Origin of the sequence: Streptomyces sp. GbtcB7 (assembly GCF_019091445.1) — a bacterium.
GTDB lineage: Bacteria > Actinomycetota > Actinomycetes > Streptomycetales > Streptomycetaceae > Streptomyces > Streptomyces mirabilis.
In genome coordinates, this window is record NZ_JAGXJM010000006.1 from 90781 (window position 1) to 104548 (window position 13768).

Annotated in this window: 12 protein-coding genes; 5 read left to right on the plus strand and 7 right to left on the minus strand. The window is 72.3% G+C overall.

Annotated features, from left to right (window positions below):
• The first annotated feature begins 180 nt into the window (after positions 1-180).
• Positions 181-1443, plus strand: coding sequence for an alpha-L-fucosidase (locus KVT44_RS12395; protein WP_217567088.1), 1263 nt, complete (start codon positions 181-183; stop codon positions 1441-1443).
• 13 nt (positions 1444-1456) lie between these two features.
• Here KVT44_RS12395 and KVT44_RS12400 read toward each other — a convergent pair whose 3' ends face one another.
• Both KVT44_RS12400 and KVT44_RS12405 read right to left on the minus strand, forming a co-directional pair.
• A complete protein-coding gene (locus KVT44_RS12400) occupies positions 1457-3454 on the minus strand; it encodes a glycosyltransferase family 39 protein (RefSeq protein WP_217567089.1) in 1998 nt (665 codons plus the stop codon).
• A gap of 154 nt (positions 3455-3608) precedes the next feature.
• Complete coding sequence (locus KVT44_RS12405; protein WP_099924293.1) at positions 3609-3860, minus strand: DUF2180 family protein; 252 nt, start codon at positions 3858-3860, stop codon at positions 3609-3611.
• Between the two features lie 119 nt (positions 3861-3979).
• Between KVT44_RS12405 and KVT44_RS12410 the strand changes: the two genes are divergently transcribed.
• Positions 3980-5263 carry a PP2C family protein-serine/threonine phosphatase gene (locus tag KVT44_RS12410; protein ID WP_217567090.1) on the plus strand — a complete coding sequence of 428 codons (1284 nt, stop codon included), beginning with the start codon at positions 3980-3982 and terminating at the stop codon, positions 5261-5263.
• A 27-nt stretch (positions 5264-5290) separates the two neighbouring features.
• Here KVT44_RS12410 and KVT44_RS12415 read toward each other — a convergent pair whose 3' ends face one another.
• Together KVT44_RS12415 and lnt are read right to left on the minus strand one after the other, a co-directional pair.
• Complete coding sequence (locus tag KVT44_RS12415; RefSeq protein ID WP_217567091.1) at positions 5291-5764, minus strand: NUDIX domain-containing protein; 474 nt, start codon at positions 5762-5764, stop codon at positions 5291-5293.
• 40 nt (positions 5765-5804) lie between these two features.
• Entirely contained in the window at positions 5805-7433 is a 1629-nt protein-coding gene (gene lnt / locus KVT44_RS12420; RefSeq protein WP_217567092.1) for an apolipoprotein N-acyltransferase, read from the minus strand.
• Positions 7434-7743: 310 nt separating this feature from the next.
• On the opposite strand from lnt, the gene KVT44_RS12425 reads away from it, so the two are divergent.
• Complete coding sequence (locus tag KVT44_RS12425; protein WP_254649288.1) at positions 7744-8760, plus strand: O-antigen ligase; 1017 nt, start codon at positions 7744-7746, stop codon at positions 8758-8760.
• Between the two features lie 12 nt (positions 8761-8772).
• Here the strand turns inward: KVT44_RS12425 and KVT44_RS12430 are convergent, their stop codons facing one another.
• Positions 8773-9318, minus strand: a complete 546-nt coding sequence (locus tag KVT44_RS12430; protein WP_099924288.1) for a hypothetical protein — start codon at positions 9316-9318, stop codon at positions 8773-8775.
• A gap of 139 nt (positions 9319-9457) precedes the next feature.
• The gene (locus KVT44_RS12435; RefSeq protein ID WP_217567094.1) at positions 9458-10243 is read right to left on the minus strand and encodes a glutamate racemase; all 786 of its coding nucleotides are present in this window, start codon (positions 10241-10243) and stop codon (positions 9458-9460) included.
• Positions 10244-10301: 58 nt separating this feature from the next.
• On the opposite strand from KVT44_RS12435, the gene KVT44_RS12440 reads away from it, so the two are divergent.
• Entirely contained in the window at positions 10302-11477 is a 1176-nt protein-coding gene (locus KVT44_RS12440; protein ID WP_217567095.1) for a glycosyltransferase, read from the plus strand.
• Positions 11478-11523: 46 nt separating this feature from the next.
• Here the strand turns inward: KVT44_RS12440 and KVT44_RS12445 are convergent, their stop codons facing one another.
• Positions 11524-12957 carry a TerD family protein gene (locus tag KVT44_RS12445; RefSeq protein WP_217567096.1) on the minus strand — a complete coding sequence of 478 codons (1434 nt, stop codon included), beginning with the start codon at positions 12955-12957 and terminating at the stop codon, positions 11524-11526.
• A gap of 302 nt (positions 12958-13259) precedes the next feature.
• Between KVT44_RS12445 and KVT44_RS12450 the strand changes: the two genes are divergently transcribed.
• Positions 13260-13703 carry a DUF6643 family protein gene (locus tag KVT44_RS12450; RefSeq protein WP_075025618.1) on the plus strand — a complete coding sequence of 148 codons (444 nt, stop codon included), beginning with the start codon at positions 13260-13262 and terminating at the stop codon, positions 13701-13703.
• Positions 13704-13768: the final 65 nt, after the last annotated feature.

The following is a 13768-nucleotide window of genomic DNA, read 5'->3' on the forward strand; positions in this document are numbered from 1 at the left end:
ACGCCAAGTACGAGGATCCGTACGCCGGTTGAAGCGTCGGCCCGCCCGCCCGGGAGTGCGAGGGGAGCGCCTTTCCCACCCGTCGGCCAGGGCTTCGAGGCGATGGCCATGGTGAAAACGAACCAGTGATGGTGACCGGCGCCCACGCGCCCCGCGGGCCCCGCCGCCTACCGTGGGCGCATGCCGATGCAACCCTGGTTTCCCGACGCCAAGCTGGGCGTCTTCATCCACTACGGTGTCTACGCCGTGGGCGGAGCGGCCGAGTCCTGGTCGTTCTACACGGGCGAGATGACCCACGAGCAGTACATGAAACAGCTCGAAGGCTTCACCGCGTCGAAGTACGATCCGGACGCCTGGGCCGAGCTGTTCGCCCGCATCGGCGCCCGGTACGCGGTCCTCACCACCAAGCACCACGACGGCGTCGCCCTCTGGGACACCGGCCACCGCAATCTCGACGTCGTCCGGGACACACCGGCCGGCCGGGACCTGGTCACGGGCTTCGTCGACGCGCTGCGCGAGCGGGGGCTGAAGGTCGGGCTCTACTACTCGCACTCCGACTGGAACCACCCCGACTACCCCAGCATCCGGCACGTCAGGCCGGGCGAAACGCCGAGCCCCTACTCGCACGCCGAGCCGGGCAAGGAGGACCCGGCGGCCTGGGAGCGCTACCTCGCCTACCGCGACGGCCAGGTCGGCGAGCTGATGGACCGCTTCCGCCCCGACCTGCTCTGGTTCGACGGCGAGTGGGAGCGCACCGAGGAGCAGTGGCGGATGGACGAGCTCGCCGAGCTGATCCTCGCGGGCAACCCCGACGCCGTCCTCAACGCGCGGATGCTCAGCCACGGCGACTACGCCACCCCTGAGCAGGGCACCCCGCTGCAGGCCCCGGAGGGTCCGTGGGAGCTGTGCCTGACGATCAACGACTCGTGGAGCCACCGGCCGCAGGACCGCGACTTCAAGTCGGTGCGCCAGCTGGTGCGCTACTTCACCGAGACGATCGGCATGGGCGGCAATCTGCTGCTCGGCGCCGGGCCCCGCGAGGACGGGACGATCCCCGAGGAGCAGATCGAACGCCTGGAGGGGCTCGGCGCCTGGATCGGACGACACACGGACGCGGTGTACGGAACGGTCGCCGGGCTGCCCGCCGGGCACCACTACGGTCCCAGCACCCTCTCCGCCGACCGGCGCACGCTGTACCTGGTCTGCTTCGACGCCCCCCGTGACAACGTCTCGTTGCGCGGCCTGCGCAACGAGGTCAAGCGCGTCACGGTCCTGGGCACCGGCACCGAACTGGGCCACCACGTCACCGGCGGCCTCGACGCCGTCCCGGGCGTGACCTGGATCGACGCGCCCGCCGCGGCCGACCTCGACGAGTACGCCACCGTCCTCGCCGTCGAGCTGGAGGGCGAGCTGGACCTCTACCGGGGCACCGGCCGCGACTGACGGGGGGACCGCGTCAAGGGAGTGCGGCGGCAGAACGGGGCGAGCAGCGGTAGAGGCGTGACGTCGGGAGCGGTACGCGTGCGCAATGGGCGCGCACCCATTCGGCGTTGGTCCGGCCCGGGACGGTCACCGCGCCGCCGAGGACGACGTAGCGCAGCCGGCCGGTGGCGACGAGGTGACGGAACTGGGCGCCGGTGGGCGTGGGCGCGGCCCCGGTGAATCCGCCCATGGGAAGCACCTTGGCGCCCGCGTAGAGGATGTACGCGGCGGCGGACCGCCAACTGGTCGTCGCGAAGAGGTAGGTGGCTCCGTCCTGGTGGGCCCGGGTGTAGGCCAGGAGCCGCTGCTGGTCCTCGTCGAGTCCGTCGGTGGACTCAGGGGCCTTACCGCCCGCGTTCCGGGCGGCGGGCGGTGCGGAGAAGGTCCGCTGCCGCGCGTTGTGGTGGTGCCACGTGGACACCGGCCCGGCGGAGCCCATGCCGGAGTGCCCGTACGCGGGGTCCAGGACCGAGGCGGCCCAGGCCGCGGAGGGCCCCAGCATCGCCGCGACGGCCAGGCCGAGGCCCAGCACCGCGATGCGCCGTCGCGCCCCTTCGGCGCCATCGGTACGGGACAGTGCCAGCAGCGCCAGCGCACCCGCTGCGAGGATGATCGCGGCCGGTGCCAGCCACGGCAGGAACGTCGGGTACTGCCCCGCGACCACCGCCGACCAGGCCACCGTGGTCACCACGGCGACGGGCAGCGCCCACGTCCGCGCCCCGCTCCCCTTGCGCCAGGCACGCCAGAACTGCACCGTCCCGGCGCCGAAGAGCGCCGCCAGCGGTACGGCCACGACACCCATGTAGTACGTATGGCCACCGACCGCTCCGGCGCTGAACACCAGGAAGTACGTGGCCAGCCAGACCGCCCAGAGCAGGAAGCCCGCCCGCAGCGGGTCCGTACGCGGCCTGCCGCGCAGCCACACCAGACCGCACACCGCGGCGAGCGCGGCCGCCGGGTACAGCCAGCCGACCTGCGAGGCCAGCGACGGGCCGACCATCTTGGCCCACTGCGTGGCGGCGTGTCCGTGCCCGGGCTCCGTGGGGGCGGTGCCCGCCATGGTCTGTGCCGCCACGCTTCCGGTGTCCTTGGCGTCGATGCCGAGGCTGGAGAAACGGGTGAGGAAGTTGTATCCGACGACCTGGCTGATGGCCGAGTTGTTCGTCGTACCGTCCACGTACGGACGGTCCTTGGCCGGGGTCAGCGTCACCAGCAGCACCCACGAGGCCGAGACCGCCAGACACACCGCGCCGGCGGCGGCCAGGTGGGCCAGGCGGCGGCGCAGCACCGTCGGTGCCGAGACCACGTACAGCAGACCGAGCGCCGGGAGGACCGCCCAGGCCTCCAGCATCTTGGCCTGGAAACCGAGGCCGACCCATATCCCCGCCGCGAGCAGCGGGCGCAGCCGGGCCTCGCGGGCCGCGCGCAGCGTGGCGTCGGCGGCCAGCAGGACGAGCAGGGTGAACGCGGGATCCTCGGCCTGCGTGCGGAAGAGCCCCGCGACCGCCGGGGTGAGCGCGAACGCGCCCGCCGCGAGCAGGCCCGCGCTCTCCCCCGCCCAGCGACGCACCGCGCGGTACAGGACGGCGACGCTGAGCACGCCCTCGATGACCTGGGGCAGGGTGAGCGCCCACGGATGGAATCCGAAGATCCGCGCGGACAGCGCCTGAGGCCACAGGAAGCCGGGCAGTTTGTCGATCGTGATCGAGTTGCCGGGGTCGAAGGAGCCGAACAGGAAGCCCTTCCAGCTCTCGGACATGCTGCGCGCGGTCTGCGCGTAGAACGCGTGGTAGCCACTGTGCTGGATGTCCCAGGTGAACAGCAGGGCCGCCACCGCGAGGATCGCCAGCAGCGCGGGTCTGGCGTGGGCCGGTCCTCCCACCGGACTGCGGCCGGACGTCCCGGGACGGGCGAGCAGCCGCCCGCCCGTCCGCTGGGCCGACGCGATGATCGCTGCGGTGGTGCTGACCATGGACGTACCTTCCCGGTGTGCTCGCCGTTCGCTCAGAAAGAGGGCGGAACGGCCCACCGGGATGCCTGGGGGCGGTGACTGTTCAGGTGACGTTCAGGTCGTGGGACGGACGCCGCGGCTCGCACCATGGGTCGCGGCCGGTGCGCTGCCGGAGTCAGCTCGTCTCCGCCGCGCGGCAGGCTCCGCAGGTGATGTGGCGGGCCGGCTTCTCGTGGGTGGCCCGGCCGGTTCCGGTGATGTCCTGGGTCGGCGGGTGGCTTTCGTGCACATGCGTGCGACAGAGCGCCGCGCCGCAGCGGATGCATACGGCGACCGCGGGACCGGGGGTGCCGGGGCAGTCGTAACAGTTCATGTCCTCACCTCGTTCTTTGGTGAGCACGGCCCTGTTGGGGGCTCTGCGATCCATCCTCCATCATCCTTGCGAACATCGCCTGGCAAGAGAACCCGGCCACGAGCCGTGCGCTCGGACGGGCCGGAAACGGTCACCGTGTCGCACCGGACGAGGGGGCGGAGTAGACATGGGACATGAGTGACAGTGATGCGCCGGCCGAAAGAGGCGGCCGGGGCATCGGCATCGACTACGCGGAGGTCTTCCGGGCCCTGCCCAGTCCCGCGCTGCTGCTCACGCCCGACATGGTGGCGGTCGACGCCAATCGGGCCTACGAAAGGGTCTCCGGACGGAGCCTCGCGGAGTTGCTCGGTCGGTGCGTCTTCGACGTGTTTCCCGACAACCCCTCCGACGTCCGGGCCGGTGGTCCCCAGGCGCTGCGCGCCTCGCTGGAGCGGGTGCTGGCCACCGGCGAGCCGGACAGCATGGCCGTGCAGAAGTACTCCGTGAAGGTGCCCGACCGGTCCGGCGTGTTCGAGGAGCGTTACTGGAGCACCGTCAACATCCCTCTCCTCGACGCCGACGGCCGGGTGTCACTCATCGTCCACCGCGTCGAGGAGGTCACCGCGCTGATACGCGCACGGCGGGCGCTCGGCGCCGCACCGGAACTGCCCCTCACCGCCGAGGACGCGATGACCGCCGATCTGCTGAACCGCTCCCTGGAACTGCAGGAACTCAACGAGGAGTTGCGCAAGGCCCACGCCCGCGCGCACGAGGTCGCCGTCACCCTTCAGCGCGCCATGCTGCCGAGTACGTCGCTGCCGGACCGGCCCGGGGTGGCCGTGCGCTACCGGCCCGCGACCAGCTTCCTCAACGTGTGCGGCGACTGGTACGACCTGATCGACCTCGACGCGCGACGGCTGGCCGTGGCGGTCGGTGACGTGGTGGGGCACGGCCTGGAAGCGGCCGGGACCATGGGCCAGCTGCGCAGTGCCCTGAGCGCGGCGATCCGCGCCACCGGGCGGCCCGCCACCGCCCTCACCACCCTCGCGGCGCACGCCCACACCGTCGACGGCGCGCTCGCGGCGACCGCCGTCCAGGCCGTCATCGACCACACCGCCCTCACCGTCACCTACAGCCGCGCCGGCCATCCGCCGCCTCTGCTGGCCCACGGTGACGGCTCCGTCGAGGTGCTGGACTCGGCCACCGACCCGCCCCTGGGAGCGGGCGACGACTCCCTTCCCCGCTGCGAGTCGACGGTGGGCTACGGTCCCGGCAGCACTCTCGTCCTCTACACCGACGGTCTGATCGAGCGCCGGGGCGAGGACATCTACGCCGGTCTGGACCGCCTCGCCCACAGCGTCGAACGCCATCACCGGCTCGGCCCCGAACTCCTCGCCGACGCCGTGCTCGCCGATCTCCTCCCCGCACCTCGGCGCGGCCCCGACGACGACACCGCGCTCGTCGTCATCCGACTGTGAGCCGTCCGGTCCCCGGTGCGCCCGCGCTCAGTTCGCGGGGTCGAACCACGTGGACGCGTCCGACAGGGCCTGCTTGATCCGGAACATCCCGAACTCGTTCAGCTCGGGCAACGCGTCGACCGCGAACCATCCGACGTCCAGCGACTCGTCGTCGTTGACCCTCGCCTCGCCGCCGACGGCCCGGCACCGGAACGTGGTGTCCATGAACTGGCAGGTGTCGCCGTTCTCGTAGGTGACCGGTGACAGAGCCTGGACCAGCACCACGCGCTCGACGACACAGCGCACGTTGGTCTCCTCGAACACCTCCCGCACGGCGCAGGCCGCGGGCTGCTCGCCCGGGTCCGGAATGCCGCCGATGATCGACCACTTCCGGGTGTCGGTGCGCCGGCCCAGCAGCACTCTGCCCTCGTCGTCGAAGACGACAGCGCTGACTCCGGGAAGCCAGAGCAACTGGTGGCCTGCGGAGGCCCGGATGGTGCGGATGAAGTCAGGGGTAGCCATGGACCGACCCTAACGGCCGGATTCCGTGACCCGGCCGAGGTCAGGCAAGATCGCCCGGAACGGCGCCGTTCCGGCGCCCCCGGACCACTGTCGTACCCGCCCAACCGAGACCGCCCACCGCGACCGCCACCAGCAGCATCTCCGGCAGGATGCCGAGCCGCGTGGCGGGGGTCTCGGAGGAGCGCAGCGGCACCTTCTGGACCAGCGAGTCCGCCACGAACATCCCGGTCCGCTGGGTGATCCTCCCGTCCGGCATGATCACGGCGCTGACTCCGCTGGTCACCGGCACCGTGACGGTCCGGCTGTGCTCGACGGCGCGGACGCGGGACATGGCGAGCTGCTGATAGGTCATCTCGCTGCGGTCGAAGGTCGCGTTGTTGCTCGGCACCGAGATCAGCTGCGCGCCGTCGGTCACGGTGCCGCGCACGGCCCAGTCGAAGGCGGCCTCGTAGCAGGTGACCAGTCCGACCCTGGAGCCGTCCATGGTGAACACGCCCGGCTTGTGGCCCCGGCTGAAGTCCTGGCGGACCATCGAGGTCCAGTTCTTGTTGATCGCGCCGAGCAGTGAACGCAGCGGAAGGTACTCGCCGAAGGGCTGGACCTGTCGCTTGTCGTACGTGTCGAGGGGACCCTTGACCGGGTCCCACAGGATCTGCTCGTTGTAGAGCTTGCCGTCGCGCTCGACGACGCCACCGACCGAGATGGGCGCGCCGATGGCCTTGGCGGCGTTGTCGATCACGAGGCGGGCGTCGGCGTTGGTGAAGGGGTCGACGTCGGAGGAGTTCTCCGGCCACAGCACGAAGTCGGGCCGAGCGACCTTGCCCGCCTTGACCTCGGCGGCCAGCCGCTCGGTCTCCCGTGCGTGGTAGTCGAGCACGGCGCGCCGCTGGGAGTTGAAGTCGAGCCCCGCGCGCGGCACATTGCCCTGGATGACGGCGACGGTCGCCGTGCCGTTCTCGGCCTTGTCGCTCACCAGCGACCGCGCGGCGAGCGCCCCGACGACGGGGACGGCCACGCTGAGCAGCGCCGCCGCGGCGGCCCCTCGGCGTACGACACCGGTGCGCCGGCCCTCGACGACCTGGCGTACGACCTCGTACAGCCCGAAGCCGCAGAGCACGACCGCGAAACCGAGCACCGGGGTGCCGCCCACCGCGGCCAGCGGAAGGAAGATGCCGTCCGCCTGGCCGAAGGCGATCTTGCCCCAGGGGAAGCCGCCGAACGGCGCACGCGCGCGTGCCGCCTCGCCCGCGATCCAGACCGCCGCCGCCCACAGCGGCCAGCCGGGCAGCCGGGAGACGAGGGTGATGCCCGCGCCGACGAGCGCCACGTACACCGCTTCCACGGCGACGAGTGCCAGCCACGGGCCGGGGCCGACCTCGACACCGGTCCACACGAGCAGCGGGAGCAGGAAGCCGAGGCCGAACAGATAGCCGAGCCCGAGGCCCGCCTTCCAGGAGCGACCGCGCAGAAGCCAACCGAAGACCGCGAAGGCCGGCAGGGCCAGCCACGAGACGGTGCGCGGCGGGAAACTGACGTAGAGCAGTACTCCGGAGAGCGCCGCGGCGGCGGCCGGAGCGTATCGCCGAGCCAGTCTGGCCCCGCGCGATGCGGGCGCGGCCTGGGGTTCGAGCTGATCCGGCTCGTCTACGGAAGTTGCGGTGGCGGTCACTCGGGGAGTGTACGGCGCGTGACCTGGGCGCCGACAGCACGGTCCGCACCATGAACCTCCCGGCGCCCGGGGGTGGTCCGTCCGCTGCCCAGACCGTCGCATGCCCGCCTGATGCACCGTTCCTGCGCAACTCATCCACAAACCGGCGCATCAGCCGTTACGGTGTGCCCGAGCCTCTGACGTGCGGCCGGATGCGGCCGTGGCGGTCGGGGCCCGGCACAGGTCGGGGGGCGACGGGGTGGGGTCCACGGGGATGAGGTCCGCGGCCGGTTCGGCGGCCGAAGGCGAGAGACGAAACGTTTCGGACGCCATGGGTGTGATCGTGCTCGGGGCCTGCGCGGTGTGGGCACTGATCACGGCGACCGCGCACGACGGGCGGCCCGAGGGCGTGCTCCTGGCCGTGCTCGCCGTGGCCGCCGGGTACGCCTCGGGCCGGATCCTCGGCGCTCTCCTGCCGGTCGCGGCGCCGGCTGCCGGAGCCCTCGCCGGACTGGGCCTCGCGCTCACCGCCGCGCACACCACCCCGGGCCCGCAGTTCACGACGCCACTCGGGCACGGCGGCGCCACGGCCGCGCTGCTCGCCCTGTCCACCGGTGCGGCGTGCTGCGCGGCCTGGGCGGCACGCAGGCCGGCGCAGCGGCTCGCGCTGAGTCTGCTCGCCGTCGGGATCGTGGTGAGCGCGGCGGTGCTCGGCTCGACCACGGGATGCGCCGCCGGCGCCGGAGTGCTGCTGTGCTCGCTCGCCGCCGACCGCATGCGCCGCCGCGCCCTCGGACTCGGGGGTCTCGCGCTCGCCGCGGCGCTGGTGACGGGCGCGACCTGGGCGGTCGCGGAGAACGTGCTTCCGGACGGGCTGACCGCTTCCCTGGAGGGGCAGCTCACCGAGCACCGGGTCCTGCTCTGGCGCGACGCGCTCCACCTGGCCGGACACCATCCCGCCCTCGGTGTGGGGCCCGGACGGTACGGGGAACTCAGTCCGACGGTCACGCAGTCGCTGCTGCCCGACGGCAAGCCCCACTCGGCACCGTGGCAGCAGGCGGCCGAGCAGGGTCTGGTCGGCGTCGCGCTGCTCGCCACGGTCTTCTGCTGGATCCTCTATTCGCTGTGGCGTTCGCCGCGGTCCACGACGATCGCGCTGACGGCGGGCGCGGCCCTCACGGCGCTGGCCGTGATCGCCTCGCTGGGCAACGCGCTGAGCTTCACCACGGTGACGGCGGGTGCGGGGCTGCTCGCGGGGCTCGCGACGGCACGGCCCCTGGCCGACGAGGACCTGGAGAGCGTCTTGAACGCGAGAGACCAAACCCCGAGGAACCGGCTGGAACCGTGAACTCCGCGACGGTCAGATGACCGCGCCGGGCGTGGCCGGCCGCAGCCGGTCCCGGATGATCCGGACCATCGCCTCCGCGTTGTCCACCGTGATGGTGAACGTGTGTCCGTCACCGAGCCGGAGCACCACGCCCTCGCCGCGCCGGACGATGACCGCGGTGCCCTTGTCGGGACGCCAGCGGTAGCCCCAGCCGCCCCACTGCCGCGGGGTGACCCGGGGCGCGAAGTCGGCGCCGACGACGCTCGAGAGCGGAATACGCCGGCGCGGCAGACCGATGTGGCCGCAGCGCACTTCGAGGCAGTCCTTGTCGACCTTCACGGCGACATGCACGAAGGCGAGCGTGCCGAACATGATGAGCAGTCCCGCCGCGATGCACCCGACGACGGACATGGCCAGTGCCGCGACACCCGACGTCCACGTCGAGTCGACGGCCAGTTCGACACCCAGCGCGATACAGGCGGCCCCGCCTATGGCGGGCAGCCACTGGACGCGATTGGTCGCACTCCCGGTCCAGACATCGGGGTGCGAGAAGTTTTCGCGGCGGAGGTGGTCCCTCATGTTTAAGAGACTACTCAGGTTCCGCACCGCGGGCACCGGGTCGCGGAGGGGCACTGCTCCGGGTGGGCGCGCGGCGCACGCAGGGCGTTCGGGCGGTGACGGACGGTCGTCGTTCGGAGACCTCCGCCCGGCGACAGAGTCAGCGGGCGGGGCTGACCGCCTGAAGAAGGCGGCCTTCCTCGTACGCCAGCGCGGTCGCCGACAGGCCGCCCTCGCTGCCGCTGAGGAGCACGGTGAGGGAGCCCTCGGCGGGGGCCGCCGGGTCCGGGAGCTCGCCGATCCTGCGCAGTGCCTGCGCGGCGACCGCCCCGGCGGAGCCATGCAGCGCGAGCGGCGGGAAGCCGGGCTGCTGCACGGCCGTGCGGATGCGTTCGGCGACCAGCTCGTAATGGGTGCAGCCCAGGACGACGGCCCTCACATCGCCGGGGGTGCGCTCGGCCGCCGCGGCGATCGCGGCGTCGATGCCCTCCTGGTCGCCGTGCTCCACGGCGTCGGCGAGCCCGGGGCAGGCCACTTCGGTCACGGGCACTCCCTCGGCGAACGCGCCGATGAGCCCGCGCTGATAGGGGCTGCCGGTGGTGGCGGGCGTGGCCCAGATGGCGACGGGTCCCCCACCGGCGGCGGCCGGCTTGATCGCCGGGACGGTGCCGATGACGGGCACCTCCGGCTCCAGACGGGCGCGCAGCGCCGGAAGGGCGCGGACGGAGGCGGTGTTGCAGGCGACGATCAGGGCGTCGGGACGGTGCTGGGCGGCGGCCTCGGCGACGGCGAGCGCGCGGGCGGTCACGTCCTCGGGCGTACGCGGTCCCCAGGGCATGCTGCCGGGGTCCGACGAGAGCACGAGATCGGCGTCGGGCCGCAGTCGACGTACCGCGGCGGCAGCAGCGAGCAGTCCGATTCCGGAGTCCATGAGCGCGATCTTCACCCGGTCACCATAGACGATCCGCCCCGGCGGACCCCCGGGGTGGGGCAGACTGCGGCGGGTGAGTGCCGTCGCGTGGACCGCCGTGGGATCACTGGCCGCCTGGCTGTGGCTGCTGCTCGGGCAGGGCTTCTTCTGGCGTACGGATCTGCGGCTGCCGCCGCGTCGGGAACCGGACGACTGGCCGTCCGTCTGCGTCGTCGTACCGGCGCGCGACGAGGCCGCCGTACTGCCCGAGAGCCTGTCCTCGCTGCTCGCCCAGGACTATCCGGGGCGCGTCGAGATCTTCCTCGTCGACGACGGCAGCTCGGACGGCACCGGGGAGCTGGCCCGTGAGCTCGCCCGCACGCACGGCGGGCTGCCGCTCACCGTCGCCTCGCCCGGGGAGCCGCCCGCGGGCTGGACCGGCAAGCTCTGGGCCGTGCGTCACGGCATCGGCCTGGCACGCGCGCGTGGCCCCGAGTACCTGCTGCTGACGGACGCGGACATCGCGCACGCGCCGGACAGCCTGCGGACGCTGGTCGCCGCGGCGCGCACCGGCGGCTTCGACCTGGTCTCGCAGATGGCGCGGCTGCGGGTGGAGAGCGTGTGGGAGCGGCTCGTCGTCCCCGCCTTCGTCTACTTCTTCGCACAGCTCTATCCCTTCCGGTGGATCGCGGTGAAGGACTCACGGACGGCGGCAGCGGCGGGCGGCTGCGTACTGCTGCGCGCGGACGCCGCCGAGCGGGCGCGGATTCCGGACGCCATCCGGCACGCCGTCATCGACGACGTGGCGCTCGCGAGGGCGGTCAAGGGGAGCGGGGGCCACATCTGGCTGGGGCTGGCCGAGCGGGTCGACAGCGTGCGTCCCTATCCCCGGCTGCACGACCTGTGGCGCATGGTCTCGCGCAGCGCGTACGCCCAGCTGCGGCACAACCCGCTGCTGCTCCTCGGTACGGTCCTCGGCCTCGCCGTGGTGTACCTGGTGCCGCCGGTCGCCCTCTTCACGGGTCTCTTCTCCGGGCATACGGGGATCGCGGCGGCCGGCGGGCTCGCGTGGCTGCTGATGACGGCGACGTATCTGCCGATGCTGCGCTACTACCGGCAGCCCGTATGGCTCGCCGCGTCGCTGCCGGTGACCGCGTTCCTGTACCTCCTCATGACGGTCGATTCCGCGGTGCAGCACTACAGGGGGCGCGGCGCGGCCTGGAAGGGCCGCACCTACGCGCGCCCGGACACCGCGCTCGACGAGCGCTGACCGGTCACTTCCCGCGAGTCATTTCCTGTGGGTCACTTCCTGTGGGTCACTTCCTGCCGGGGGTCCAGTTCATGCCCCACCCGTAGACGCGGTCCACCGTGCGCTGCGGGCTCACCCCGCGCTCGGGGACGAGGTAGCGGGCTTCACGCTGGACGATCAGGTCGCCGCCGTTGTTGGTGATGAGGGCGAGGGCGCAGACCGTCGAGGGCACCGTGCACTCGTCGAGCGAGAAGTCGACGGGGGCGCCGTTCAACGGTTGCAGGGTGACCGTGGCATGCAGGTCGGCGAACGAACGCGCCCCTTCGTAGATGGTGACGAAGATGAGGATGCGCCGGAAACTCTGCTTGTGGTCGAGGTTGACGGTGAGGTTCTCGCCGCTCGCCACGGCACCGGTGCGGTCGTCGCCGTCGAGGTGGATGTACGGCGGCTGGTGCAGCGCCCCGAAGGCGTTGCCGAGCGCCTGGACGACTCCTTTGCGGCCGTCGGACAGCTCGTACAGCGCGCAGAGGTCGAGGTCGAGGTCCCTGTGCGCCGCGACGGCCCGGCCCCGCTTACTGCCCCACCCCGAGAACTGCTTGCGCACCTGCCAGTTGAGGTTGACGCGCATGGCGCCGGACGTGCCGCCCTGCTTGGTCAGCGAGACCGAGGGCGCCTCCTTGGTGAGCGTGACCTTGGAGAGGCGGACCGGGGCCCCGGGCCGGGCGGGCGGCGGAGTCATGGCGGGGGGCGAGACGGTGACCGGCGGTGCGGTGACGGGCGGTGCGACGGGCGGGGGCATGTTCACCGGCGGCCCGACCGGCGGCGGACCGGCCACACGTGTGCCGGGCGCGGGCGGCATGGCGGCGGGGGGTGTGGGGCCGGGCGGTGCGGGGGCAGGCGGTACGGGGGCGATCGGCACGGCGGCGGTCGGCGTGGGGGGAGGCGGGGGCGGTGCCGCGTGCTGCGGCTCGTCCACCGTGATTCCGTAGTCCTTCGCCAGCCCTTCCAGTCCGCTGCTGTAGCCCTGTCCGACCGCGCGGAACTTCCAGGCACCCTGGCGCCGGTAGAACTCGCCGAGCACGAAGGCGGTCTCGACGGTCGCGTCCTTGCTGTCGAAGCGCGCGATCTCCGTGCCCTGCCCCGCGTCGAGCACGCGAATGTACAGACCGGGCATCTGCCCGAAGGTGCCGCCGTCCGCGGAGGCGGCCAGCACCACCGTCTCGATCGCGCCCTCCACGCGCGCGAGGTCGACGAGCAGTGTGTCGGTCACCTGACCGCCGTCGCCCCGCTTGCCCTCGTGCCGCACGGCGCCGGAGGGGTGTGCCGGCTGGTTGTAGAACACGAAGTCGCCGTCGGAGCGGACCTTTCCGGAGACCAGCAACAGCGCGGAAGCATCCGCGTCGGGGACCCCGGGCCCCGAACGCCACCCCATTTCGACGCGCAACGCACGCGTCGGCACAGGAACATTCGAACCTTTAGGCATTGTCATGTCCGCCCCCATCACGTGTCACCGCGCCAGGCCGCGCCTCGGGCCGTCCCTCGGGCCCTTTCCCGACCAACCTATTCCCCCAAGGCGGAGAACTCCTGTGAGGTGCCGCGGAAGATCGCACGAGGGGCTTCGAAGACTGCTGGCCAACCACCGGTAACCCCCTCGGAACTCGGCCTTTACACGATCTGAACCCGGTTTGCCGCCCTTTTTTGCCGAGTTCGCTCGCATTGGGGATCCCGCGTCACTGCCGACACGGAAAACAACCCTCTTATCGGTCTCCCCAACCAGCACATCGTGGGCTTAACTTATGTGCCATGACCTCCCCCCGCTCCACCTATGGCGGCGGTTACTACTCCGCGCCGTCCTTCCCGGACACCCCGATCTACGACTCCCTGGTCGCCGAGCGGGGCACTCCCCAGATCGCCCCGATCCGGGTTCCCGCCGCCTACGACACGGGCAGCAGCTACCTTCCCGCGCTCCCCTCCGCACTTCCGGCCCTGCCCGCCGGACCCTCGCAGCAGGCCCCCATGTACGGCGGCTACCCGCAGGCCCAACAGCCCGCACCGCTGCAGCAGGCCCCGGCGCCGTACATCCCGCAGCAGGCCGGCGCCCCGCGTGGCTACCCGGGACCCCAGCAGCAGCCGCAGCGCCCGATGGCGGCCGGCACCGGCTACGAGGCGATGCGCCCCGCGGCTCCCCGCCCCGCCCCGGCTCCGTACCAGGACCCGTACAACAACCAGCAGTACCGCGGGTACTGACAGGCTGAGGTACGCGGGCACCGCGGCATTCGGACCAGAATGTCGGTGCCCGCTGGCACGATGGA

What these genes read in the sequence shown, in the direction of transcription:
- KVT44_RS12395 (WP_217567088.1), top strand. Translation starts at nt 181, where the DNA reads ATGCCGATGCAACCCTGGTTTCCCGACGCCAAGCTGGGCGTCTTCATC.
- KVT44_RS12400 (WP_217567089.1), bottom strand. Translation starts at nt 3,454, where the DNA reads ATGGTCAGCACCACCGCAGCGATCATCGCGTCGGCCCAGCGGACGGGC.
- KVT44_RS12405 (WP_099924293.1), bottom strand. Translation starts at nt 3,860, where the DNA reads ATGGATCGCAGAGCCCCCAACAGGGCCGTGCTCACCAAAGAACGAGGT.
- KVT44_RS12410 (WP_217567090.1), top strand. Translation starts at nt 3,980, where the DNA reads ATGAGTGACAGTGATGCGCCGGCCGAAAGAGGCGGCCGGGGCATCGGC.
- KVT44_RS12415 (WP_217567091.1), bottom strand. Translation starts at nt 5,764, where the DNA reads ATGGCTACCCCTGACTTCATCCGCACCATCCGGGCCTCCGCAGGCCAC.
- KVT44_RS12425 (WP_254649288.1), top strand. Translation starts at nt 7,744, where the DNA reads ATGGGTGTGATCGTGCTCGGGGCCTGCGCGGTGTGGGCACTGATCACG.
- KVT44_RS12430 (WP_099924288.1), bottom strand. Translation starts at nt 9,318, where the DNA reads ATGAGGGACCACCTCCGCCGCGAAAACTTCTCGCACCCCGATGTCTGG.
- KVT44_RS12445 (WP_217567096.1), bottom strand. Translation starts at nt 12,957, where the DNA reads ATGGGGGCGGACATGACAATGCCTAAAGGTTCGAATGTTCCTGTGCCG.
- KVT44_RS12450 (WP_075025618.1), top strand. Translation starts at nt 13,260, where the DNA reads ATGACCTCCCCCCGCTCCACCTATGGCGGCGGTTACTACTCCGCGCCG.